The organism is Streptomyces sp. NPDC002588 (assembly GCF_040295925.1).
Classification (GTDB): Bacteria; Actinomycetota; Actinomycetes; order Streptomycetales; family Streptomycetaceae; genus Streptomyces.
Window position 1 is genome coordinate 148,646 of record NZ_JBEOWF010000019.1, and the last position, 22,804, is coordinate 171,449.

The 22,804-nt window shown below is 70.6% G+C and carries 20 protein-coding genes and 1 pseudogene; 11 read left to right on the plus strand and 10 right to left on the minus strand.

What is annotated here, in order from left to right; genetic code table 11:
• Nucleotides 1-174: 174 nt before the first annotated feature.
• On the minus strand, nucleotides 175-1,557 hold the full coding sequence (locus ABT057_RS23025; protein WP_352345300.1) for a glycine--tRNA ligase: 1,383 nt from the start codon (nucleotides 1,555-1,557) through the stop codon (nucleotides 175-177).
• A 205-nt stretch (nucleotides 1,558-1,762) separates the two neighbouring features.
• Between ABT057_RS23025 and ABT057_RS23030 the strand changes: the two genes are divergently transcribed.
• The 4 genes from ABT057_RS23030 to ABT057_RS23045 are packed head-to-tail and all read left to right on the plus strand — an operon-like array spanning nucleotide 1,763 to nucleotide 4,893.
• Entirely contained in the window at nucleotides 1,763-2,716 is a 954-nt protein-coding gene (locus ABT057_RS23030) for a metal ABC transporter substrate-binding protein (protein WP_352345302.1), read from the plus strand.
• Nucleotides 2,713-3,507, plus strand: coding sequence for a metal ABC transporter ATP-binding protein (locus ABT057_RS23035; RefSeq protein WP_352345304.1), 795 nt, complete (start codon nucleotides 2,713-2,715; stop codon nucleotides 3,505-3,507). The genes ABT057_RS23030 and ABT057_RS23035 overlap by 4 nt, the downstream gene beginning before the upstream one ends.
• Before the next feature lie 13 nt (nucleotides 3,508-3,520).
• The gene (locus tag ABT057_RS23040; RefSeq protein WP_352345306.1) at nucleotides 3,521-4,423 is read left to right on the plus strand and encodes a metal ABC transporter permease; all 903 of its coding nucleotides are present in this window, start codon (nucleotides 3,521-3,523) and stop codon (nucleotides 4,421-4,423) included.
• Nucleotides 4,424-4,482: 59 nt separating this feature from the next.
• On the plus strand, nucleotides 4,483-4,893 hold the full coding sequence (locus tag ABT057_RS23045) for a Fur family transcriptional regulator (protein ID WP_352345308.1): 411 nt from the start codon (nucleotides 4,483-4,485) through the stop codon (nucleotides 4,891-4,893).
• Nucleotides 4,894-4,922: 29 nt separating this feature from the next.
• Here ABT057_RS23045 and ABT057_RS23050 read toward each other — a convergent pair whose 3' ends face one another.
• The 3 genes from ABT057_RS23050 to ABT057_RS23060 form a co-directional block, all read right to left on the minus strand.
• Nucleotides 4,923-5,774 carry an isoprenyl transferase gene (locus tag ABT057_RS23050; RefSeq protein ID WP_352345310.1) on the minus strand — a complete coding sequence of 284 codons (852 nt, stop codon included), beginning with the start codon at nucleotides 5,772-5,774 and terminating at the stop codon, nucleotides 4,923-4,925.
• Between the two features lie 36 nt (nucleotides 5,775-5,810).
• Entirely contained in the window at nucleotides 5,811-6,557 is a 747-nt protein-coding gene (gene recO / locus ABT057_RS23055; protein WP_352345312.1) for a DNA repair protein RecO, read from the minus strand.
• A 64-nt stretch (nucleotides 6,558-6,621) separates the two neighbouring features.
• On the minus strand, nucleotides 6,622-9,228 hold the full coding sequence (locus ABT057_RS23060; RefSeq protein ID WP_352345314.1) for a DUF6185 family protein: 2,607 nt from the start codon (nucleotides 9,226-9,228) through the stop codon (nucleotides 6,622-6,624).
• 250 nt (nucleotides 9,229-9,478) lie between these two features.
• Between ABT057_RS23060 and ABT057_RS23065 the strand changes: the two genes are divergently transcribed.
• The gene (locus ABT057_RS23065; RefSeq protein ID WP_352345316.1) at nucleotides 9,479-10,696 is read left to right on the plus strand and encodes a GNAT family N-acetyltransferase; all 1,218 of its coding nucleotides are present in this window, start codon (nucleotides 9,479-9,481) and stop codon (nucleotides 10,694-10,696) included.
• Here the strand turns inward: ABT057_RS23065 and ABT057_RS23070 are convergent.
• Nucleotides 10,686-11,648 (minus strand): FAD-dependent oxidoreductase, encoded by a 963-nt coding sequence (locus tag ABT057_RS23070; protein ID WP_352345318.1) that lies wholly within the window; start codon nucleotides 11,646-11,648, stop codon nucleotides 10,686-10,688. The genes ABT057_RS23065 and ABT057_RS23070 overlap by 11 nt on opposite strands.
• A 164-nt stretch (nucleotides 11,649-11,812) precedes the next feature.
• Between ABT057_RS23070 and ABT057_RS23075 the strand changes: the two genes are divergently transcribed.
• Together ABT057_RS23075 and ABT057_RS23080 are read left to right on the plus strand one after the other, a co-directional pair.
• The gene (locus tag ABT057_RS23075; RefSeq protein ID WP_352345320.1) at nucleotides 11,813-12,346 is read left to right on the plus strand and encodes a SigE family RNA polymerase sigma factor; all 534 of its coding nucleotides are present in this window, start codon (nucleotides 11,813-11,815) and stop codon (nucleotides 12,344-12,346) included.
• Nucleotides 12,343-13,281, plus strand: coding sequence for a hypothetical protein (locus tag ABT057_RS23080; RefSeq protein ID WP_352345322.1), 939 nt, complete (start codon nucleotides 12,343-12,345; stop codon nucleotides 13,279-13,281). Before ABT057_RS23075 ends, ABT057_RS23080 begins: the two co-directional genes overlap by 4 nt.
• Before the next feature lie 12 nt (nucleotides 13,282-13,293).
• On the opposite strand, the gene ABT057_RS23085 is transcribed toward ABT057_RS23080, so the two are convergent.
• The 4 genes and pseudogenes from ABT057_RS23085 to leuA all read right to left on the minus strand — a co-directional run bounded on the left by ABT057_RS23085 (nucleotide 13,294) and on the right by leuA (nucleotide 17,398).
• The gene (locus tag ABT057_RS23085) at nucleotides 13,294-14,466 is read right to left on the minus strand and encodes a sialidase family protein (protein WP_352345324.1); all 1,173 of its coding nucleotides are present in this window, start codon (nucleotides 14,464-14,466) and stop codon (nucleotides 13,294-13,296) included.
• Between the two features lie 33 nt (nucleotides 14,467-14,499).
• Nucleotides 14,500-14,707: pseudogene (locus tag ABT057_RS23090) on the minus strand (DNA-binding response regulator); the annotation flags it as partial.
• Between the two features lie 80 nt (nucleotides 14,708-14,787).
• Complete coding sequence (locus ABT057_RS23095) at nucleotides 14,788-15,483, minus strand: TerB family tellurite resistance protein (RefSeq protein ID WP_352345326.1); 696 nt, start codon at nucleotides 15,481-15,483, stop codon at nucleotides 14,788-14,790.
• Nucleotides 15,484-15,676: 193 nt separating this feature from the next.
• Nucleotides 15,677-17,398 carry a 2-isopropylmalate synthase gene (leuA, locus tag ABT057_RS23100; protein WP_352345328.1) on the minus strand — a complete coding sequence of 574 codons (1,722 nt, stop codon included), beginning with the start codon at nucleotides 17,396-17,398 and terminating at the stop codon, nucleotides 15,677-15,679.
• A gap of 333 nt (nucleotides 17,399-17,731) precedes the next feature.
• Between leuA and ABT057_RS23105 the strand changes: the two genes are divergently transcribed.
• From ABT057_RS23105 to ABT057_RS23120, 4 genes are all read left to right on the plus strand, one after another.
• Nucleotides 17,732-18,802 carry a M4 family metallopeptidase gene (locus ABT057_RS23105; protein ID WP_352345330.1) on the plus strand — a complete coding sequence of 357 codons (1,071 nt, stop codon included), beginning with the start codon at nucleotides 17,732-17,734 and terminating at the stop codon, nucleotides 18,800-18,802.
• A gap of 21 nt (nucleotides 18,803-18,823) precedes the next feature.
• Nucleotides 18,824-19,090, plus strand: a complete 267-nt coding sequence (locus ABT057_RS23110; RefSeq protein WP_352345332.1) for a protealysin inhibitor emfourin — start codon at nucleotides 18,824-18,826, stop codon at nucleotides 19,088-19,090.
• Between the two features lie 70 nt (nucleotides 19,091-19,160).
• Complete coding sequence (locus ABT057_RS23115) at nucleotides 19,161-20,483, plus strand: GH1 family beta-glucosidase (RefSeq protein WP_352345334.1); 1,323 nt, start codon at nucleotides 19,161-19,163, stop codon at nucleotides 20,481-20,483.
• Nucleotides 20,480-21,739 carry an MFS transporter gene (locus tag ABT057_RS23120; RefSeq protein WP_352345336.1) on the plus strand — a complete coding sequence of 420 codons (1,260 nt, stop codon included), beginning with the start codon at nucleotides 20,480-20,482 and terminating at the stop codon, nucleotides 21,737-21,739. Before ABT057_RS23115 ends, ABT057_RS23120 begins: the two co-directional genes overlap by 4 nt.
• 37 nt (nucleotides 21,740-21,776) lie before the next feature.
• On the opposite strand, the gene era is transcribed toward ABT057_RS23120, so the two are convergent.
• Complete coding sequence (gene era, locus ABT057_RS23125; protein WP_352345338.1) at nucleotides 21,777-22,730, minus strand: GTPase Era; 954 nt, start codon at nucleotides 22,728-22,730, stop codon at nucleotides 21,777-21,779.
• Nucleotides 22,731-22,804: the final 74 nt, after the last annotated feature.

Sequence of the window (22,804 nt, forward strand, 5' to 3'; positions counted from 1 at the left end):
CAGGCTCACACGGGCACCGGCGGTCGGCACCCCCGTGTGCGCCGAACGGGTGAAGGGGTATTCGTGGCAGAATGCCGCACTCGCCCGGCCCTCACTGACCCGCACGGACAGAGCGCGGGGCCGGCCCCGACGGGTGCTCCCCGTCGAGGCCGGCCCCGGTCCGCCGAGTGGCGGCTACGCGCCGATCAGACGCCCGGCGAGGTAGCCCTCGATCTGGTCCAGCGACACGCGCTCCTGCTTCATGGAGTCACGCTCACGCACCGTCACCGCGTTGTCCTCGAGCGTGTCGAAGTCGACGGTCACGCAGTACGGCGTGCCGATCTCGTCCTGGCGGCGGTAGCGGCGGCCGATCGCGCCCGCGTCGTCGAACTCGATGTTCCAGTGCTGGCGCAGGGCCGCGGCCAGACCCTTCGCCTTCGGGGACAGCTCGGGGTTGCGGGACAGCGGCAGCACCGCGACCTTCACCGGGGCCAGGCGGTGGTCCAGGCGCAGGACGGTCCGCTTCTCCAGCTTGCCCTTGGCGTTCGGCGCCTCGTCCTCGATGTAGGCGTCCAGAAGGAACGCCAGCATCGCGCGGCCGACACCGGCCGCCGGCTCGATGACGAACGGCGTCCAGCGCTCGCCCGCCTCCTGGTCGAAGTAGGAGAGGTCCTGGCCGGAGGCCTTGGCGTGGGCGGAGAGGTCGTAGTCGGTGCGGTTGGCGACACCCTCCAGCTCGCCCCACTCGTTGCCGCCGAACTGGAAGCGGTACTCGATGTCAGCGGTGCGCTTGGAGTAGTGGGAGAGCTTCTCCTTCGGGTGCTCGTACCACCGCATGTTCTCCTCGCGCAGGCCCAGGCCGGTGTACCAGTTCCAGCGCTGCTCCATCCAGTACTCCTGCCACTTCTCGTCCTCGCCCGGCTTGACGAAGAACTCCATCTCCATCTGCTCGAACTCGCGGGTGCGGAAGATGAAGTTGCCGGGCGTGATCTCGTTGCGGAAGGACTTGCCCATCTGCGCGATGCCGAACGGCGGCTTGCGGCGCGAGGTGGTCTGCACCTGGGCGAAGTTGGTGAAGATGCCCTGGGCGGTCTCGGGACGCAGGTAGGCGATGGAGCCGGTGTCCTGGGTGGGGCCGAGGTGGGTGGAGAGCAGGCCGGAGAACTGCTTCGGCTCGGTGAACTGGCCCTTGTTGCCGCAGTTGGGGCAGTTGACGTCCGCGAGGCCGTTCTCCGGGAGGCGGTGGTGCTTGGCCTCGTAGGCCTCCTCCAGGTGGTCCGCGCGGAACCGCTTGTGGCAGGAGGTGCACTCGGTGAGCGGGTCGGAGAAGGTGGCGACGTGACCGGAGGCGACCCAGACCTCGGAGGCCAGGATGACGGACGAGTCGATACCGACCACGTCCTCGCGCGACGTCACCATGTAGCGCCACCACTGGCGCTTCAGGTTCTCCTTGAGCTCGACACCCAGCGGTCCGTAGTCCCAGGCGGCCTTCTGGCCGCCGTAGATCTCACTGCACGGGAATACGAAGCCACGGCGCTTGCTCAGGCTGACGATGGTGTCGATCTTGTCGGCGGCCACGGTGCTCTCTTCATAACGACGACGGACGACGAAGCGAGATGCTTCCAGCGAATGATTCAGCGTACCGGCGGGGGATCCCCCTGAACCAAATCGGTTCTGTCGGCCAAGCCCCGCCGAAGCCCTCCCGAAGCTCTGTCCAAGCTCTGCCGAAGCTCTTACCCGGGCTTGTTGACAACGGTTTCCATATTTGTTGAAAATGACTGTCATGAACGTACGACGACTCATACCGGGCACCGTGATGGCGGCGGTCACCGCCCTCGGCCTCGGCACCCTCACCGCCTGCTCGGGCGCGAACGCCGCGGCCAACACGGACAAGTTCGACGTCGTCGCGTCGTTCTACCCGATGGCCTTCCTCGCCGAGCGGATAGGCGGAGACCATGTGCACGTCACCAGCCTGACCGAACCCGGCCAGGAACCGCACGACCTGGAGATCAGCGCCCGCCAGACCGCGCAGCTCCAGGAGTCCGACGCGGTGCTCTACCTCAAGAACCTCCAGCCCTCCGTGGACGACGCGGTCGCCCAGTCCGAGATCAGGACGAAGATCGACGCCGCCTCCCTGACCACCCTGGAGAAGCACGGCAACGAGGTCGGCGGCCACGCGGCCTCGCACGACTCCTCCGAGAACGGGGAACTGGCCGGGCTCGACCCCCACATCTGGCTCGACCCGGTGCGCTACGCCCAGGTCGCCGCGGGCGTCGGCAAGGCCTTCGAGAAGGCCGACCCGGACCACGCGGCCGACTACCGGACGAACACCGCGGCGCTCGTGAAGAAGCTCGGCGAGCTCGACACCGAGTTCAGGACCGGGCTCGCGCACACGAAGACCAAGGTCTTCATCACCACCCACGCCGCCTTCGGCTACCTCGCCGAGCGCTACGGCCTGACCGAGGAGGCCATCAACGGCCTCGACCCCGAGTCGGAGCCCAGCGCCGCGCGTGTGAAACAGCTTGAGAAGATGGCCGCGGCGGACGGCGTCACCACCGTGTTCTACGAGACGCTCGTCAGCGACAAGACCGCGAAGACCATCGCCTCCGACTCCGGGCTGAAGACGGACGTGCTCGACCCCATCGAGGGCATCACGGACAAGTCCCGGGGCAACGACTACTTCGCGGTCCAGCGGGCCAACCTGAAGGCGCTGCAGACGGCCCTGGGAACCACATGAGCAGTACGGAGGACGACGTCATGGCCGAACCCGAGCCCGTCATAGCCCTGCGCGGGGTCCGCGCCGACCTGGGCTCCCGTCCCGTCCTGCGGGGCATCGACCTCACCGTGCACCGCGGTGAGGTGGTCGCCCTGCTCGGCGCGAACGGCTCCGGCAAGTCGACGGCCGTGCGCAGCGTCATCGGCCAGGTCGCGATCGGCGCCGGCCAGATCGAGCTGTTCGGCACCCCGCACCGGCGGTTCCGGGACTGGGCGCGGGTGGGCTACGTCCCGCAGCGCACCACCGCCGCCGGCGGGGTCCCCGCCACCGTCACGGAGGTCGTCTCCTCCGGCCGCCTCTCCCGCACCCGCTTCGGCGTCTTCCGCAAGGCCGACCGGGAGGCCGTACGCCACGCCCTGGAACTGGTCGGCATGGCCGACCGGGCCAAGGACAACGTGGACGCGCTCTCCGGCGGCCAGCACCAGCGCGTACTGATCGCCCGCGCGCTCGCCGCCGAACCCGAGGTGCTGATCATGGACGAGCCGATGGCGGGCGTCGACCTGGCCAGCCAGGAGGTCCTGGCACGGACGCTCGAGGACCAGGTCGCCGCGGGCACGACGGTCCTCCTCGTCCTGCACGAACTGGGCCCGCTGGAGCCCCTGATCGACCGGGCGGTCGTCCTCCGCGACGGCTGCGTCCTCCACGACGGACCGCCCCCGCGGGCCGTGGGACAACACGCTCTGCCCGGTCATGACCACGTACACCCGCACTCCCCCGAGCACACCCCGGTGCGCACGGGCCTGCTGAGCTGACGGACGGCCGGTAATGGACTTCCTCGACTACGCCTTCATGCAGCGGGCCCTGCTCGCCGCCGTCCTGGTCGGCATCACGGCCCCCGCCGTGGGCATCTACCTGGTCCAGCGCAGGCAGGCCCTGATGGGCGACGGCATCGGCCACGTGGCGATGACCGGCGTCGGCCTGGGCTTCCTGCTGTCCGCCTCCCCCGTGTGGATGGCGACGGCCGTCTCCGTCCTCGGCGCGGTCGCCATGGAACTCATCCGCTGGTACGGCCGCACCCGCGGCGACATCGCCCTCGCCATGCTCTTCTACGGCGGCATGGCCGGCGGCGTGATGTTCATCAACCTCGCGCCGGGCGGCTCCAACGCGAACCTGACGTCGTACCTCTTCGGGTCGTTGTCCACGGTGAGCGAGTCCGATGTGACGGCGATCTGTCTCCTGGCGGCCTTCGTGGTGCTCGTCACCCTCGGCCTGCGCCGCCAGCTCTTCGCGGTCAGCCAGGACGAGGAGTTCGCGCGGGTCACCGGCCTCCCGGTGCGCGCCCTCAACCTGCTGACGGCGGTGACGGCGGCGGTGACCGTGACGGTCGCGATGCGGGTGGTCGGCCTGCTGCTGGTCAGCGCGCTGATGGTGGTCCCCGTGGCGGCCGCGCAGCAGCTCAGCCGCAGCTTCGCCTCGACCTTCGCCATCGCGGTGGCGATCGGCGTGACGGTGACCACCAGCGGTACGGTCACCTCGTACTACCAGGACGTCCCGCCCGGCGCGACGATCGTGCTGCTGACCATCGCCGCGTTCATCGCGCTGAGCGTGCTGGCCGCCCCGCTGGCCCGCCGCCGCGCCCGCGCACTGGCCGCTCCGGCGCCCGCCGGAGACCCGGCGGAGTACGCGATTCCCGCCACGAGGGGGACCGACCACGAGATCGGCGTCTGACCGGGCACAGGCCGGGCTGGCACAATGGCCCGGCAAGCCGCAGACGTGAGGAGGCAACGGTGACGACCGCTGGACCGCCCGTGAAGGGCCGCGCCACCCGGCAGCGGGCCGCCGTCTCGGCGGCGCTCAACGAGGTCGACGAGTTCCGCAGCGCGCAGGAACTCCACGACATGCTCAAGCACAAGGGCGACTCGGTCGGCCTGACCACCGTCTACCGCACCCTGCAGTCCCTCGCCGACGCGGGCGAGGTCGACGTCCTGCGCACCTCCGACGGCGAGTCCGTCTACCGCCGCTGCTCCACCGGCGATCACCACCACCACCTCGTCTGCCGTGCCTGCGGCAAGGCGGTCGAGGTGGAGGGCCCGGCGGTCGAGAAGTGGGCCGAGGCGGTCGCGGCGGAACACGGCTACGTCAACGTGGCCCACACGGTGGAGATCTTCGGCACCTGCGCGGAGTGCGCCGCGAGGTGAGCAGACCGGCGCGGGCGAACGCCCGACGGCTACGAGGTGGCCTGCTCCTCTGAATTCGTCCCCTCCATGGCCAGGAGTTCCTCGTTCGGGATCGCTCCGCCGAACCGGCGGTCCCGGGAGGCGAACTCCAGGCACGCCCGCCACAGGTCACGGCGGTCGAAATCGGGCCACAGCACGTCCTGGAAGACCAGCTCCGCGTACGCGCTCTGCCAGAGCAGGTAGTTGGAGGTGCGCTGCTCGCCGCTCGGCCGCAGGAACAGGTCGACGTCCGGCATGTCCGGGTAGTACAGGTACTTCGCGAGGGTCTTCTCGGTGACCTTCGACGGATCCAGCCGGCCCGCCTTCACGTCCTCCGCGAGCGCCTGCGCGGCGTCGGCGATCTCGGCCCGCCCGCCGTAGTTCATGCAAAAGTAGAGAGTCAGGCGGTCGTTCTCCTTGGTCTGCTCCTGGGCGATCTGGAGTTCCTTGGCGACCGACTTCCACAGCTTGGGCATCCGGCCCACCCAGCGGACCCGGACACCGAGTTCGTCGAGGCTGTCGCGGCTCTTGCGGATGAAGTCGCGGTTGAAGTTCATCAGGAAGCGGACCTCGTCGGGCGAGCGCTTCCAGTTCTCGGTGGAGAAGGCGTACAGGGAGATGTTGCGGACGCCGATCTCGACCGCGCCCTGAAGGACGTCGAGGACGCGCTCGGCACCGACCTTGTGGCCTTCCGTCCGCGGCAGCCCGCGCCGCTTGGCCCAGCGCCCGTTGCCGTCCATGACGATCGCCACATGCTCGGGGACCAGCTCGCCGGGGAGCTTCGGGGGGCGGGCGCCGGACGGATGCGGTTCCGGCGCCTTGTACTCCCGACGCTGCCGCCCCAGGAACCCGCGTACGACCATGGCTTTCTCGTCTCCCTAAGTCTTGCTGGGTCTTGCTTACTTCTCGACGTACCGAAGGGAACGCAGCCCGCGCTCCAGATGCCAGTGCAGATAGGCGGAGACCAGCCCGCTCCCCTCCCGGACGTACCGCGGCTCGCACGCGTCCGCGGTCTCCCAGTCTCCCGTGAGCAGCGCGCCCAGCAGGAGAAGGGTCTGCGGCGAGGGTACGACGCTGCCGGCCACCCGGCAGTCGACGCAGACGCTGCCGCCCGACGCGACGGAGAAGAACCGGTTCGGGCCCGGCATGCCGCATTTCGCACAGGAGTCGAAGCTCGGCGCGTAGCCGTTGACGGCGAGCGACCGCAGCAGGAACGCGTCGAGGACCAGATGCGGCGTGTGCTCCCCCCGCGCCAGGGTCCTGAGCGCCCCCACCAGCAGCAGATACTGCTGAACGGCGGGCTCCCCCTCATGATCGGTGAACCGCTCGGCGGTCTCCAGCATGGCCGTCCCGGCGGTGTAGCGCGCGTAGTCGCTCACGATCCCGCCGCCGTACGGCGCGATGGTCTCACTCTGCGTACAGAGCGGCAGCCCCCGCCCGACGAGCTCGCTCCCCCGGGCGAAGAACTGCACGTCCACATGCGAGAACGGCTCGAGCCGGGCCCCGAACTTCGACTTCGTCCGCCGCACCCCCCGCGCCACGGCCCGCACCCGCCCGTGCCCACGCGTGAGCAACGTGATGATGCGATCGGCTTCGCCCAGCTTCTGGGTACGCAGCACGATGCCGTCGTCGCGGAACAGACTCATACGGCCCATTCTCACCTACGCGGGGCCCTGCCGGGGTCGCGCGGCAGTACTCCCCGCCCTGGCGTCAGTGGCCGCCCGACTCGGGGGTCCCCGAGGTTCCGGGCGGGTCCTGGGGCTGGATCAGCACCATGGGGTCGTTGCCCTTCAGTTGTTGCCACACGCCGACCAGAGCCACCACCTGTGCCACGAAGAACGCCAACTGCACCGATGCCGTGCGCAGTTGGTAGACGGAGAGCAGCAGGGAAGCCTTCGTCGGCCAGTAGTTGCCCTCCCGCCGGAACGTGTCGATGTCCATCGCCACCCCGGTCGTGGTCAGGATGAGCAGGGTCAGGGCCGCGTCCAGGACCCAGGTGCCGACCGACTCGCCGACCACTCTGCTCAGCCCCCAGTGCAGGGCGACGGGAGCCGCGTAGACGAGGGAGAGGCCCAGGGCCTTCGCCGGGCCTCGGCGGCCGGGCAGGACCCGCCACAGGGCGCCGAGGACGAAGCCGAGCACCGCCCAGATGACCTCGGAGGTGATCACGTAGTCCACAAGACCGGCGGCACCGAACTCGTCTCTGGCGACGTCCCCCCACAGTGGCCCCCGCACGTTGTCCGCCCAGAAAGAGACAGCCGTGGCGGGCAGGGCGACGAGGGCCGCGAAGAACGCGGCCCGGCAGGCGTTGTTCCACCAGGTGTCACGCGGCCCCCACGCCAGGGCGAGTTCCACCGCGTCCAGCATGTCCGGCAGTTCCTTGCCCGCGTGCCCGGAGACGGTGTCGGCCGGATTCCAGGTGTGCAGCTCGTCGAGTCGGCTCTCGAGGTCGTCCCGGTCGCCGTCCTGGTCGCCCTGTTCCAGCCGGCGCAGTTGGGAGTGGAGATCGCGGTACTTCCGGGCCGACTCGATCAGCCAGCTCCGGTCCGACTCACGCATCACCGCACGCAGGGACGGCTCGCCCGCTCCGAAGGTCTGCGACAGCACGGCACGGCGCCGCCCCACCGCAAGGAGGAGGTAGCCGGCCAGCCCGGTGGGGATCAGGCTCACCATCCACAGCGGCGCACCCGCGTACCAGCCGGGCGTCGGAGCGATCTCGCCCACGAAGATCAGCGCGAGGAGGAGCAGCTCCGTCTTCCCGGGAGTGACCGTGTCGGCGCCGGGCTCCGAGCAACGAACGGCCAGCACGGCGAGGACGGCCCCGATCAGGCCGTACCACCAGCAGACGTCGGTGTGGAACCAGTCCGGCCAGTCGGAGGGGAACCAGGCCAGATCGTTGTAGATCCGGGTCAGGTGCCATGCCGGGTAGGACGCGTCATGCGCGCTGAGCCAGGTCTCCTGCTCCCAGACGTTCTGCCGGGCCCAGATGTAGTAGCCCACCACGAGGCACGCCGACGCGGCACAGACGATCAGAACCCACCAGGGGAACCGTCCCCGCGGCGGTTCTCCCGCGGTGGTGGTGCGCACCGCCTCGCGCAGCCTCAGCAGGGCGGACACGGTGCCGACCAGCCAGACGAAGGCCACACACCAGCAGGCCACCGCGAGCAGGAAGAACCCGTACGCGTCCCGAAGCCTCTCGACATCGGCGGTGTTCTCGTAGGAGAGCCAGAAACCGGCCGGCAGTCCGAGTTCCTCCGGCACCACGGCGATCACGAGGGGGAACGCGGTGGCGAGCGCGACGACCACCCAGGCTGCGGGGCGCGGCCGGCCGAAGAGGCACAGGATCGCCCCGGTGCAGGCGGCCAGGACGAACTGGATCGCGACACGGTGGTCCGGCCACCAGGCGAAGACCCCGAGATCGCCCAGGACCCTGGGCGCCTGATCGTCCAGTTCGAAGACGAACACGGCGATGGACATGCCCCAGACCCATAAGCGCAGGTTGCGTCGGGCTGCGTACGCCGCCGGTGCCGCCGTCGAGGCCGGCTGCACCGGTGGGAGTCCGCGCAGCAGGGCCAGTGCGACGGCCGGCAGCAGCACGCTCCAGGCCAGCCAGGGCACCGATGCCGCCAGGTAGCGGGGCCCCTCGTTCCAGGTGGCGGCCAGTGCCTTGGCCGCCGGGGGCTGGATGCCCACCGTCACCGCCGGGGCCTTGCCGCCGGGCTTGGGCCGGCTCCAGGTCAGCTGCGTGGCAGGGCCCTTGGTGGGCATCGGCTGGATACTGCGAGCGGCGCGGCCTCCGAGATCCACCGTGATCGTCTGCCACCAGGCGCGGTCCAGTGCGGGCGGCCGCTGCAGGACCAGCGTCCACAGCCGTCTGCCCGGATGAATGCTCCAGGGGCCCACGGCGCGCTCACGCTGGTCGTCGACGTGAGTCGTCGCGACGTAGTCCACCGTGATCCACTTCTCGGTGACCGAGACCTCGGGAGGTCCGGGCCTCCACTCGGTGGCCCGTTCGACGTGCGGAACGGTCGGCTCCCGCAGCAGACAGCGCATGGCGGTCCGGTAACGCTCGCTGTCCCCGTTGAGCATCAGCCCGGAGGCCAGCGCCCACCCCTTGGGCACTTTTACGACCAGTACGGCCTCGGCCTTGGTCGTCTCCTCGCCGTCGTGCCTGAGCTTCACCGACGCGCTGACCCTCGCGGTCGCGAGCCCGTCGGCGAAGCACGGGTCCTCGGATGCCTGCGCGGCGGCCCCGGCCGCCCATGCCGACAGCACAAAAAGCCCGGTGAGCACCACCAGGCACATCAGCCTTCTCATCCCCCATGCCCTCCCCCAGAAGGATGTTCCCCGTTCCGCCCGTGATCGATCACGGAAACGGGGCGATGCGACAAGGGATTTTCGGCGACCGACCGAACGTCCGGCGCGAGGGCTGCTGTTTGTGGTCAGCGGATGCGGGGAGATCCCTGAGCGATCGGTGGGGCACCCGACGAAAACGTTCGAGGCTGCTCGGACTACGGTGGCCGACACGGGCGTTGACCCGCAAGATCAAGCGCGGCCTGGGGGAGCGATGAGCGCATGGTCCATTCGGAACGCGGACGCGGGCGATCTGCCCCGGATCGCTGATCTGCTGGCCCGGACATGTGACACGAGGTCAGCACCGTCACCGGCCGTTCTGGCCGAATCGACCGCGCGGGAACTGGTCAGGGTGGCCGAGTCGAACGGCGAGCTCGTCGGCTGCGCCGCCGCGGAGATGCCCTCTCCGGGGCACGTACGTCTGTCAGTGGTCGCCGTTCGCGAGGACCTGCGGGGACAGGGACTGGCCCTCCGGCTGCTGGACGAGCTGTCGAAGGTGATCTCGGATCTTCCCGGGCCGACGCCGTTGTTGTCGGCCGTGGTCGAAGCCACGGACGTCTCCGCGTCGGGGCTCCTGCTGAAGAGCGGTTTCATCGGCACCCGCGTGATGCGCACCAGCCGGCAGCCGAACGGCGTCTGCCTCCACTTCCAGCTCAAGAGCCGCGTCGAGTACGTGGACCCCGACGCCCGGTTTCTCATACCTCTCAGCGCGCAGGACCAGCTCGTCGAGTCCCTCGCACCGCAGGAACAAGCCGTGACCTCCTTGGTGTCCCTGGGCGGTGAGCCGGCGTTCGAGATCACCCGGTTCGAGCAGGACGACCCCGCCACCCTCCAGTCCGGTGAGGCAGCGGCGGGCATCGCGTTCTCCGGAGCGATCCTGGCGGCCATCACCTTCCTGCTGGGCTTCGCCTTCACCTCGTCACGCTTCCCGGACGATGTGCGCCTCCTCCTCATCGGTTCCACCTTCACCACGGTGCTGTCCCTGATCGTCTATGCCAGCGCATCGGGAGAACTGGCCCGGATCCGTTCGAACTCATTCGGAAGGATCATGAAATACGGCAACGTACTCTCCGAATACGGCGGTGTACTGCCCTTCGTCATCTCACTTCCCGTCACCTACGCGCAGGCGAGCGGTGATCCGCGGACGACCATGGTCCTGGCCGCGCTGCTCAGCGTGGGCATCGCCTGGTACGAGCGGTCGGAGTTCTCCATCGCGCGGCGGTTCGAAAAGAGCCTGGCCGACATCGCCCTCACGGCGTTCACGGCGGCCTCGCCGCTCATCGGTGCGGCGGTGATCGCCACGAAGACCACCAGCTGGCCGTGGACCGTGTCGCTGGCCGCCACCCTGGCGGCCCGGACCTGGCTGTACCTGTTCCGGCGCGGTGCGGAGGCGGGGACCTCGGCTCGTCGTCAGTGGCAGATCAGGGAGTAGCTTCCACCAGGGCCCGCAGCCGATCCACGACCTCGCGAGCACAGCCCCAGGACAGGGTCACCCCCGCGCCGCCGTGACCGTAGTTGTGCATGAGCAGTGTGCCGGCCCGGTTCTCCGCCTCCAGCCGGACCACGGGCCGGACCGGCCTGAGCCCCACGCGGTGGGCGACCACCGGGGCATCGGCCAGGGACGGCTCGATCGCCGCGCACCGTCGCACGATGTCCAGGGCGGCCGTGGCATCAGGACGCACGTCCCAGTCGTCCCAGTCCGACGTGCCGCCCAGAACCACCACCTCCGACTGGGGGTAGATGTAGGTGAGTTCCTCGGCGTCCGGGGTGTCGTCGCAGAAGAAGGTCTCGATTCCAGGGTTCTCGACCACGACGAGTTGACCGCGTACGGCCTGCACGGACGCGTCACCGATCAGGGCCCGCGAGCCCGTTCCGGTGCAGTTGACGATGACGGCGGCTTCCGGCAGCGCCTCCTCGATCGAGGAGTAGCGGTGGCTGCGGAGCCGGCCGCCGGCTTTCCTCAACCGGCCGGTGAGATAGTCGAGATACTGCGGCATGTCGATGACGGGAGCACGATAACCCCATCCTTCGACGTAGCCCGGACGCAGGTCCTGCGGGTCGCACGGCCGCGCGTCGACCCAGCCTGCCCAAGCCGGCACGCCACGCGGCACCCGCGACTCGTGCGTGCCCTCGACCAGGCGGACCCCGGTGGCCTCGTCCGCTCCGAGTGCCGACAGGACACGGAGCGTTTCCCTGCTCCAGCGTTCCACCAGGTCGGCGGGTTCGGCCAGGAAGGGATCCCAGGAGGCTCCCGCCGCCGCGGAGGTCGTGGTGCCGGGCGGCAGTTCGGCATCCACCCGCACGTCCCAGCCCGCTTCGGCGAGACACACCGCCGTGGTGAGCCCGATCACACCGGCGCCGATCACCACCGTTGATGCCGACACGATCGCCTCCCCGGAAAGGCCCTCGGACAGCGGGCCGGACGGCCTCGCGTCCCATATGTCAGAGAACGCAAGTCTAGCCGCGGCCGACTGGCACCGTGTTGCCACGGACCCCCGGGCAACCGATTCCCCCCGACCCGTGGTCTGGAGGGCGAGGAGGGGTGCTGATGCAGGCCGAACTAGAGGATCGGTTCCAGGAGTTCGTCAGAGCTCGGTGGTCGCGGCTGGTGCGGACCGCCTATCTGCTGACGGGGGACGTCCACCACGCGGAGGATCTGACGCAGACCGCGCTGGCCAAGGCGTACCGGTCGTGGCGGCGGATAGCGCGCAGCGACAACCCGGAGGCGTACGTCCGGCGGATGCTGGTCAGTTGCAACAGTGACCGGTTCCGCAAGCGGCGGGTCACCGAGGCGTTGACCGCGGCTCCGCCGGAGCGGGCCGGGCGGGACGAGGTCACGGGCCGGGTGGAGGAGCGCGGCTCGCTGATGGCCGGGCTCGCCCGGCTGCCCGCGCGACAGCGGGCGGTCGTGGTGCTGCGGTACTGGGAGGACCTGTCGGAGGCGGAGGTCGCCGAGGTCCTCGGCTGCTCCCCCGGCACGGTGAAGAGCCAGGCGTCCAAGGGGCTGGCGAAGTTGCGTACGTATCCGGGACTGGCCCCCAGCCGCGCGGTCTCCGGTCAGGGTCAGGGAGGCAGCAGGTGAGCGGGGAAGAGTACGCGGAGGCGTATGCCGGCGCGGGTGTCGATGCCTTTGGCGACGACGAGTTCGAGGAGCAGGTGCGGGAGCTGCTGGCCCGGGACGCCGATTGCCTGCGGCCCGCGCCCGCGCCGTATCCGGCGATCCGGCGGCAGGGGGTCGCCGAGCGCCGGCGGCGGGTGGCGGTGGCCGGGGCGACGCTGCTGGCGCTGGCCGCGGTGCCGGTGGGGACGTACGCCTGGGCCGGGGCGGGCGGGGAGCGGGACGCGGTGACGGCCGCGGCACCGACGCTGTCCGCGAGCGTCTCGCCCACCGCGGCCGCCGGCCCCGCGCGGCCCGCCACCGACGGGCAGCTGCTCGACGGCATCACCTTCGCGCAGGCCGCCGACGGGCTGAAGAAGTGCCTGGCCGCCGAGCGGCCCTCGGCCGCCCTCGGCATCGAGCTGGGCAAGGCCGAGGACTACCGGATCATCCTCGCGGCGAAGAGCACCGGCGACTCCAACGACCCCGGTGACGGCTTCCACGTCGCCGCCGTGCGGCAGAACGCGGCCGGCTCCCGGGTGATCTGCGACATCAAGGACGGCAAGGCCGACGGCATCAACGTCAGCGGGCGGGACTCGGCGGGGAAGGACGCGGGCCCGGTCGTGCCCGACCCCAACGCCTCCGACCTGTACATGCAGTCGTTCATCGACAAGGGCAAGTGGAAGCTGCCGTTCCGTTGGGCGGACATCGGCTACGTGGAGCCGTCGGTCGCCAGGGTCACCGTCTCCTACGGCGACTCCACCGTCGACCCCGCCGTCCTCGACCACGGCTGGTTCGTCGCCGCCGGGGTCATCGACGAGCAGGTCACCGCCGCCCCGCACATCATGGGCTACGACAGCGCCGGGAAGCTGGTCTACGACTCCGACACGGACCCGACCTACGACAGGGAGCTGCCGTAGGGGCCGTGGGACCTACAGGCCCTCCAGTCTGCGGAACTCGATCGTCTCGTACGGTCCCGCCGTCCCCGTCTCGTACAGCACCCCTGTGGTCAGCGCGTTCACCCGTACCAGGTCGGAGTAGGCCGCGGGTTTCGACGACAGGGTCACCGCCGGGGTGAACCCGTCGGCCGGATCGTCGGCGCGCCAGACGGTGAGGGCCCGGCGGGCGGTGGGGTCGGACGGCCCGGAGAAGAGCAACGGGGCTCCGGGGTAGGAGCGTTGGAGGATGCTGCCCTGCACGATCGGGACACCGGCCAGGGTGGGCTGGGGGGTGTAGGGCCGGACGAGGGTCTCGCCGCCGTCCGCCGAGACGGCGTCCACCCGGTTGCCGGGGGCCCGGCCGCCCTGTTCGCGGGCGCTGAGGTACACCCGGCCGTCGGGCAGCTCGGCGGCCGAGCTCTCGTTGACGTTGACCGTGCCGTCGTAGTCGGCGTCGACGAACCCCAGCCGCCAGGTGCGGCCGCCGTCGTCGCTGAGCAGGGCGTGGCCGCCGTAGTAGCGCCACTCGCGGCCGGTGTCCGGGGAGCCGGCCGGCGGGGCGGCGGAGTGGTTGGCGGGGACGAGGAGGCGGCCCGCGTGCGGGCCCCGGGTGAGGGCCAGGGCGTGGCCCGGGCCGGTGGCGTACCAGCGCCAGCCGGGCAGCGCGGCCTCGGCCGTGATGTCCCGGGGCCGGGAGAAGCGCTCCCCGTCGTCCCAGCTGTGCTGCACGTACACCCGGCGGGGCGGCGCCTGACCGCTCATGATCTCCGCCTCGGTCGCGGTGCCCTCGTTGGCGCAGGAGACGAGGACGACGGCGCCGGTGCGCGGGTCCACCACGGGGGCCGGGTTGCCGCGGGTGTGCCCGTCCCCTGCGGCGACCACCGTGAGCGGGCCCCAGGTGCAGCCGCCGTCGGTGGAGCGGCGCAGCACTATGTCGATGTCCCCGGTGTCCCCCGGCCCGTCCCGGCGGCCCTCCGCGAAGGCCAGCAGGGTGCCGCGGCGGGTGGTGACGGCGGCGGGGATCCGGTAGGAGGCGTAACCGCCCTCCCCCGAGACGTACGGCACCGAGGAGGTGCAGCGGCCGGGGCTCGCGGCGGCCGGGCCGACGGCGGCGAAGGGGGTCAGGAACACGGCGGTGGCGAGAAGAGTGCGGCTCAGCAAGGTCATGCGAGCTCCCTGGGGCCGGTGCGGACTGACTGCTCACATGGTCCCCGGCGTCGCCACTCCCGACTCATACGCCACGACGACGAGTTGCGCCCGGCCCCGTGCCCCTCCGCCTGCCGGTGATCCGGCCGGCGCGGGTCTTCGCGGTGAGCGGGCTCGGACCGGGCGCCGCGGCGATCCCCGCCATGACCGTTCGGATGGCCTCGCGAGGTTCGGCCGGCCGGGTGTCCTTCACCGGGAATCCGCCGGGCGCCCGCCCTCCTCCGCGGCGGTCGGCGGGGGCGCCCCGCTCCTCGTACCGTCCGGGGAGTGACGCGAGGTGTGTCAGGAGGGCGTGCCGGCTGCGGCCAGCAGTCGTTCCACGTCGTCCGCGCGGATCGTCAGCGCCGCGCCCACCGTCGCCAGCACCTCCCGCTCGGCCGGGGTGTACGGCCCGTCCGCGAGGGCGATGCGCGCGCCCTGCAGCAGGATCGACTCGCGGCCGATCGCGGCGAGGTGCGGGGCGAGCGGGTCGAGGGCCTCGTGGAGCTCTATGGCGAGCCCGGGGCCGCAGGGTTCGCCGTAGGCGCGGCCGGTGTCGGCGGCGAGCGCGTCGACGAGGGCGGCCAGCTGTTCCTGGGTGCAGTCGGCGAAGCCGGCCGCGCGGACCGCGCCCGCGGCGGTCTCCAGGGACGTACGGGTGCAGGTGCCGCCCGCGGAGAGCACCGCCAGGGCGACGGTGTGGACGGCGTCGCGGAGCATCGCGGAGAAGCGGGTGGTGGTGGGGTGGTCGAGGGTGTCGGTGCCGTAGTGGTTCTGGCAGGCCGCGCACTCGACGACCGGGCCGGCCGTGCCGCGCGACAGCACGGGTACGCCCAGCAGGGTGAAGCGGCGCCGGCCGGTCAGCCGCTGGTAGTTGCGGTCGCCGCCGCAGCCGGGGCAGAAGAACTCGCCGTCGCCGACGGGTGTCCACGCGGTGCGGGTGCCCAGGATGCGGGCATGCCTGGTGACCTGGCCGTCTCGTCCCCGTCCTGGCAGCACGTCGCACCTCCGTAACCCCGCGGCAACATCGCCGCGTCTGCGTGATGTTAGCCACATCAGGACGGAGTAGTCAGCACCCGGGACGAGACCTTTCCGTGACCTCCACGCGACGGTGGCCGATAAGCGACGGAGAACGACGGGCCCTGATCGCCGCACACGGCGATCAGGGCCCCGGAGTTGCCGGTCAGGAGGGTCAGCGGGTGGCGCGGTTGACGGCGGAGACGACCGCCTTCAGGGACGCACGCGTCGTGTTCGCGTCGATGCCGATGCCCCACAGGACCTTGTCGCCGATCGCGCACTCGATGTAGGAGGCGGCCTGCGCGGAGGCGCCCTCGCTCATCGTGTGCTCCTGGTAGTCGAGCAGGCGTACGTCGACGCCGATGGACTGCAGGGCGTCGAAGAAGGCCGAGATCGGACCGTTGCCGGTGCCGGTCAGGACGGTGTCCTCGCCGTCGACGGTCGCCTCGACGGTCAGGGTGTCGACGCCGTCGGTGTCCGTCGTCGACTGGCCGGTGCGGACCTGGATGCGGCCCCACGGGTTCTCGGGGTTGGGCAGGTACTCGTCCTGGAAGACCGCCCAGATGGCGGAGCCGGTGACCTCGCCGCCCTCGGCGTCCGTCTTCGCCTGGATGATCTTCGAGAACTCGATCTGCATCCGGCGGGGCAGGTCCAGCTTGTGGTCGTTCTTCAGGACGTAGGCGATACCGCCCTTGCCGGACTGCGAGTTGACGCGGATGACGGCCTCGTAGGAGCGGCCGACGTCCTTCGGGTCGATCGGCAGGTACGGCACCGCCCACTCGATGTCGTCGACCGTGACGCCCTTGGCGGCCGCGTCGGCCTCCATCGCGTCGAAGCCCTTCTTGATGGCGTCCTGGTGGGAGCCGGAGAAGGACGTGTAGACCAGGTCGCCCACGTACGGGTGGCGCGGGTGGACCTCCATCTGGTTGCAGTACTCCCACACGCGACGGATCTCGTCGATGTCGGAGAAGTCGATCTGCGGGTCGACGCCCTGGGAGAAGAGGTTCATGCCCAGGGTGACCAGGTCGACGTTGCCGGTGCGCTCGCCCTGCCCGAACAGACAGCCCTCGACGCGGTCGGCGCCGGCCATCAGCGCCAGCTCGGCGGCGGCGACGGCCGTACCGCGGTCGTTGTGCGGGTGGACGGAGATGACGACGTGCTCGCGGCGGGAGATGTTCCGGCTCATCCACTCGAAGCGGTCGGCGTGGGTGGACGGGGTGGAACGCTCGACGGTGGCCGGCAGGTTCAGGATGATCTCGCGGCCCGGGCCGGGCTGGTAGACGTCCATCACCGCCTCGCAGACCTCCAGCGCGAAGTCCAGCTCGGTGTCGGTGAAGATCTCGGGGCTGTACTGGTAGCCGAACTCGGTCTCCGGGCCCAGCAGTTTCTCCGCGTACTCCATGACCAGGCGGGTGCCGTCGACGGCGATCTGCTTGATGTCGTCCTTGGAGCCGCGGAAGACCACGCGGCGGAAGACGGGGGCGGTGGCGTTGTACAGGTGGACGGTCGCCCGCCTGGCGCCCTTCAGGGACTCCACGGTCCGCTCGATCAGGTCCTCACGGGCCTGGGTCAGTACGGAGATCGTGACGTCGTCCGGGATCGCGCCCTCTTCCTCGATGATCGAGCGCACGAAGTCGAAGTCGGTCTGGCCGGAGGCGGGGAAGCCGACCTCGATCTCCTTGTAGCCCATCTTGACCAGCTGGTCGAACATCCGGCGCTTGCGCTCGGGCGACATGGGGTCGATCAGGGCCTGGTTGCCGTCGCGCAGGTCGGTGGAGAGCCAGCGGGGGGCGACGGTGATCCGGTTGTTCGGCCAGGTGCGGTCGGGGATGTCGACCTGGTCGTACTGCCCGTACTTTTGGATCGGCATCTGGCTGGGCTGCTGGCGGTTCGCCATGGTGCGTTGGCTCCTCGGGAGGATCCGGAGATGTCCGGACGGAAGGACGGCCGACGCGCAACACCAAGCTCCGCGGGGAGGGAGTCGGCCTCGACTACAGGCCCTCGCCGCGGCAGCTAAGGAGAAGCAGCCCGAAACGCATAGTGCTCCGCACTCTAGCCGAGCCGCCTGTGCCACGCGGGTCCGTATCAGTATGCGGGACCGCCGGGAACAAAGGGGCAAAACGTGCGCCATACCACTCGGCACGCCGGATCAGACCTCTATGTCACTGTTTTTCACCAATCATGGTTGCGGGTGGTGACAGCGCGATAACACAGTGCAAAAGTGCCGGTCATGACGACGAACGGGGGCTTCGAGCCCGTCTTCTGCACCGTCGTTCCGCCGCATGTCCTCGACAAGCTGGCCAGGAGCGACAACCCCGCACACGCAGGCCCCGCCCAGCGCACCCTGGTGCGCGACAGCGAGCTGCGCGCCAGGCGCCGGGTGACCACCGAGTTCGGCCTGGCGGCCACCCCGACGACCAAGGCACCGTCGGACCAGCCGCTGCGCACGATCTACGACTGCGCGCACGGCACCGGCCTGCCCGGCACCAAGGTCCGCGCCGAGGGCCAGGACCCCGGCCGGGACGCCACCGTCAACCGCGCCTACTCCGGGCTCGGCGCCACCTTCGACCTCTATCTCAAGGCCTACCTGCGCCACTCCATCGACGGCGACGGCCTGCCCCTGGACGCCAGCGTCCACTACGACGAGGGCTACAACAACGCCTTCTGGAACGGCGAGCAGATGGTGTTCGGCGACGGGGACGGCGAGATCTTCGTCGACTTCACCAACTCCATCGACGTCATCGGCCACGAACTGACCCACGGCGTCACGCAGTACACGGCGAACCTGACCTACTACGGCCAGCCGGGCGCCCTGAACGAGTCGATGTCCGACGTGTTCGGCTCGCTCATCAAGCAGTACTCGCTCGGCCAGACCGCCGCCGAGGCCGACTGGCTGATCGGCGCGGGCATCCTCGCCCCGGGCGTCACCGGCACCGCCCTGCGCTCGATGAAGGCCCCGGGCACGGCGTACGACGACGACGTCCTCGGCAAGGACCCGCAGCCGGCGACCATGGACGACTACGTCCGCACCGGCCGCGACAACGGCGGCGTGCACATCAACTCCGGCATCCCCAACCACGCCTTCTACCTGGTCGCCACCGCCCTCGGCGGCCAGGCCTGGGAGAAGGCGGGCCAGATCTGGTACGACGTGCTGACCGGCGGCGAACTGTCGTCCAAGGCGCTCTTCACGGACTTCGCGAAGCTCACCGTGCAGGCCGCGCGCGAGCGGTTCGGCGACGGCGGTGACGAGTTCCAGGCCGTGCAGAAGGCGTGGGAGCAGGTCGGGGTGCGGATTCTCTGACCGGGAGATAGACAGGGACCCATGCGTATTCAGGTGAGGCGCACGGGAGGGTTCGCGGGCATCGAGCGGCAGGCCGAGGTGAACACCTCGGGGCGGCCCGATGCCGGCGAATGGCACGTCCTGGCCGAGCGGGCGGTCGCCGCCGGCCAGGGCCGGCCGCCCATGGGCGTGCCCGACGGATTCCGTTACGAGATCACGGTGGACGGCAGGACGGTGTACGCGGCCGACCCCCGGCTCACCCCGGAGCAGCGGACGCTGATCTCCAAGGTCCTCAGGGAAGGGGCCTGACCGGGTGGGCAACCGGTAGTTCACGCCAGGGCGTTGACTTCCTTACCGGTGGGTAAGGATGATCCCGCCCATGGCGAACGATCCGCGTGACGCGGCGCACCCGATACCCCAGTTCCCGGCCGGCTTCCTGTGGGGTGTGTCCACCTCCGCCCATCAGATCGAGGGCGCGGCGGACGAGCGCGAGCCGTCCGTGTGGGACGTCTTCACGGCCGGGCCGGGGCATGTGAAGGACGGCTCGACGGCGGCGGTGGCCTGCGACCACTACCACCGCCACGCCGAGGACGTGGCCCTCCTCGCGGGCCTCGGGGTCGACGCGTACCGCTTCTCGATCTCCTGGCCGCGCGTGAACTCCCCCGGCGGCCTGGACTTCTACGACCGTCTCGTCGACGACCTGCTGACGGCGGGCGTCCGCCCCGTCCCGACCCTCTTCCACTGGGACCTCCCGGCGGACCTGGACTGGCTGGAGCGGGACACCGCCGCCCGGTTCGCGGACCACGTGTCGGTGGTCGTGGACCGGCTCGGCGACCGCGTCAAGAAGTGGATCACCCTCAACGAGCCCGCCGAACACACCCTGCTCGGCCACGCCCTCGGCACCCACGCCCCCGGCAAGCAGCTCCTCTTCGACGCGCTGCCGGTCGCCCACCACCAGCTCCTCGCCCACGGTCTCGCCGTACGGGCCCTGCGCGCGGCCGGGGCCGGCGACATCGGCGTCGCCAACTCCCACGGCCCGACCTGGCCGGCCTCCCAGGAGCAGGCCGACCTGGAGGCGGCGGCCTTCTACGACGTCCTGCTGAACCGTCTGTTCGCCGAACCGCTGCTGCTGGGCGAATACCCGGAGGGGCTGGGCGAATTGATGCCGGGGGACGTGGCCTCGGACCTGAAAGTGATCTCCGAGCCGCTCGACTGGTACGGCGTCAACTACTACGCCCCGACGAAGGTGGGCGCCCCGCAGGGAACCGAGATCGAGTTCGGCGGCATCCGTATGCCGGCCGAACTTCCCTTCTCCGTCCAGGAGATCGAGGGCGTGCCGGTGACCGACTTCGGCTGGCCGGTCGTCCCCGAAGGCCTCACCGAACTGCTGACGACCTTCAAGGACCGCTACGGCGACCGGCTCCCGCCGGTGGTCATCACCGAGAACGGCTGCTCCTACCCGGGCCTCGACGACCAGGCCCGGATCGCCTACCTGGACGGCCACCTCCGCGCCCTGCACAAGGCGCTGGAGGCGGGCGTCGACGTCCGCGGCTACTTCGTCTGGTCCCTGCTGGACAACTTCGAGTGGGCGGAGGGCTACGAGCGCCGCTTCGGTCTGGTCCACGTCGACTTCGAGACCCAGGCCCGCACCCCCAAGGCGTCCTACGGCTGGCTGCGGGACGTCCTGCGGGCGCAGAGATGACGACGGCCGACCGGCTCCCGGCGGCCGCTCTCGCCGAGCCCGTCGAGCGGGTCGGCGGGGGCTGGACCTCGGCGCTGTCGCTCGCCAACGGGGCGATCTGGGTGGGCTGGTACGGCCCCCTGCAGATCCTGCTCGCCTCCCAGGCCAAGGACTTCGCGCCCGGCTCCGGCATGTCGAAGGAGACCATGCTGGCCTGGGTCACGGGTGCCGGCGCGATGGTGTCGCTGGCGGCGAACCCGCTCTTCGGCGCGCTGTCGGACCGGACGACGTCCCGTCGCGGCCGCCGTACGCCGTGGATCGTGGCGGGCGCGGCGGGCGGGGCGCTGTCGCTGCTGCTGCTCGCGGGCGCGGGCGGCGTGTGGACGATGGCGCTGGGCTGGTGCCTGGTGCAGCTCACGCTGAACGCGGCCTTCGCGGCGGTCACGGCGGCCGTCCCGGACCGGGTGCCGCGGCTCCAGCGCGGCTCGGTGGGCGGCTGGCTGGGTGCGGCGCAGATCCTGGGCGTGGTCGGCGGCACCGGACTCGCGACGGTCGCCGGGGGCGTCGGGGCCGGGTACGTGGCGTGCGCGGTGTTCACGGCGGTGGGCGTGCTGCCCTACGTACTGCGCTACGAGGATCTGCGGCTCGCGCCGGAGGACCGGCCGGCCTGGTCATGGCGGCGGTTCGCGACCGGCTTCTGGCTCAGCCCGCGCGCCCACCCCGACCTGGGCTGGGCCTGGCTGACCCGGTTCCTGATGAACCTCAGCAACGCGCTGGTCCTGCTCTACCTCCTGTACTACCTGCGCGACCGGCTGCACTACTCCGACCCGGACGAGGGCGTCCTGATCCTGACGGCCGTGAACGGGGTGACACTGCTCGCCACGGTGGTGGTCGGGGGTGTCTGGTCGGACCGGACGGGGCGGCGCAAACCGTTCGTGATCTGGTCGGGTCTGCTGATGGCGGTGGCCACGGCAGGGCTGGCGGCCTGGCAGACCTGGCCGGGCGCCATCGTCGCGGCGGCGGTGCTCGGGGTGGGCTTCGGCGTGTTCACCTCGGTCGACTTCGCCCTGATGACCGACGTCCTGCCGAAGGCGCTGGACCGGGGCAAGGACCTGGGCGTCATCAACGTGGCCAACGCCCTGCCCCAGGTCGCGGCACCCGCCCTCGCCGCCCCGATCGTCACCTACCTGGGCGGCTACCGGGTGCTGTACCTGGTGGCCGCCGTGATCGGGCTGGCGGGGGCGGTGCTGGTGGGGCGGATCAGGGGCGTCGAGTAGTCGTCACGCCCTTGATCGGTACATCTGGGCGGCGGGTCTAGAACCCCAGCTTGCGCAGCTGCTTGGGGTCGCGCTGCCAGTCCTTGGCGACCTTCACGTGCAGGTCCAGGAACACCGGGGTCCCCAGCAGCGCCTCGATCTGCTTGCGCGACTTGATGCCGACGTCCTTCAGGCGGCGGCCCTTCGGGCCGATGATGATGCCCTTCTGGCTGGGGCGCTCGATGTAGATGTTGGCGTGGATGTCGAGGAGCGGGCGGTCGGCGGGGCGGTCCTCCCGGGGGAGCATCTCCTCGACGACGACCGCGATGGAGTGCGGCAGCTCGTCGCGGACGCCCTCCAACGCCGCCTCGCGGATCAGCTCGGCGACCATCACCTGCTCGGGCTCGTCCGTCAGATCGCCCTCGGGGTACAGCGGAGGGCTCTCCGGCAGCATCGGGATCAGCAGGTCGGCCAGCAGTTCCACCTGCTGGTCGCCGACCGCCGAGACCGGCACGATCTCCGCCCACTCGAAGCCGAGCTCCTTGCCCAGCTGGTCGATCGCGATGAGCTGCTCGGCGAGCGTCTTGGAGTCCACGAGGTCGGTCTTCGTCACGACCGCGACCTTCGGGGTCCGCTTGATCCCCGCCAGTTCCTTGGCGATGAACCGGTCGCCGGGGCCCAGCTTCTCGTTGGCCGGCAGGCAGAAGCCGATCACGTCGACCTCCGCCCAGGTGGTGCGGACCACGTCGTTGAGGCGTTCGCCCAGCAGGGTGCGCGGTTTGTGCAGGCCCGGGGTGTCGACCAGGATCAGCTGGGCGTCGGGGCGGTGCACGATGCCCCGTACCGTGTGCCGGGTGGTCTGCGGTCGGTTGGAGGTGATCGCCACCTTCTTCCCGACCAGAGCGTTCGTGAGAGTGGACTTGCCCGCGTTGGGGCGGCCCACGAAACACGCGAAGCCGGCGCGGTGGACGGTCTCGCCCGGCTGCTGGGGTGACTGGATGCGAACGCTCATGGGGCCCATTCTCCCTGATCCACGAAGCCCCGCCGCACACACGAGCGGCCCGCCGGTCCGCCGTGAGGTTCCGG

Bases quoted from the DNA above. Each gene is read 5' to 3' on its own strand.
- ABT057_RS23030 (WP_352345302.1), top strand. From the start codon at position 1,763: ATGAACGTACGACGACTCATACCGGGCACCGTGATGGCGGCGGTCACC.
- ABT057_RS23035 (WP_352345304.1), top strand. From the start codon at position 2,713: ATGAGCAGTACGGAGGACGACGTCATGGCCGAACCCGAGCCCGTCATA.
- ABT057_RS23040 (WP_352345306.1), top strand. From the start codon at position 3,521: ATGGACTTCCTCGACTACGCCTTCATGCAGCGGGCCCTGCTCGCCGCC.
- ABT057_RS23050 (WP_352345310.1), bottom strand. From the start codon at position 5,774: ATGGTCGTACGCGGGTTCCTGGGGCGGCAGCGTCGGGAGTACAAGGCG.
- recO (WP_352345312.1), bottom strand. From the start codon at position 6,557: ATGAGTCTGTTCCGCGACGACGGCATCGTGCTGCGTACCCAGAAGCTG.
- ABT057_RS23060 (WP_352345314.1), bottom strand. From the start codon at position 9,228: ATGAGAAGGCTGATGTGCCTGGTGGTGCTCACCGGGCTTTTTGTGCTG.
- ABT057_RS23065 (WP_352345316.1), top strand. From the start codon at position 9,479: ATGAGCGCATGGTCCATTCGGAACGCGGACGCGGGCGATCTGCCCCGG.
- ABT057_RS23075 (WP_352345320.1), top strand. From the start codon at position 11,813: ATGCAGGCCGAACTAGAGGATCGGTTCCAGGAGTTCGTCAGAGCTCGG.
- ABT057_RS23085 (WP_352345324.1), bottom strand. From the start codon at position 14,466: ATGACCTTGCTGAGCCGCACTCTTCTCGCCACCGCCGTGTTCCTGACC.
- leuA (WP_352345328.1), bottom strand. From the start codon at position 17,398: ATGGCGAACCGCCAGCAGCCCAGCCAGATGCCGATCCAAAAGTACGGG.
- ABT057_RS23105 (WP_352345330.1), top strand. From the start codon at position 17,732: ATGACGACGAACGGGGGCTTCGAGCCCGTCTTCTGCACCGTCGTTCCG.
- ABT057_RS23110 (WP_352345332.1), top strand. From the start codon at position 18,824: ATGCGTATTCAGGTGAGGCGCACGGGAGGGTTCGCGGGCATCGAGCGG.
- ABT057_RS23115 (WP_352345334.1), top strand. From the start codon at position 19,161: ATGGCGAACGATCCGCGTGACGCGGCGCACCCGATACCCCAGTTCCCG.
- ABT057_RS23120 (WP_352345336.1), top strand. From the start codon at position 20,480: ATGACGACGGCCGACCGGCTCCCGGCGGCCGCTCTCGCCGAGCCCGTC.
- era (WP_352345338.1), bottom strand. From the start codon at position 22,730: ATGAGCGTTCGCATCCAGTCACCCCAGCAGCCGGGCGAGACCGTCCAC.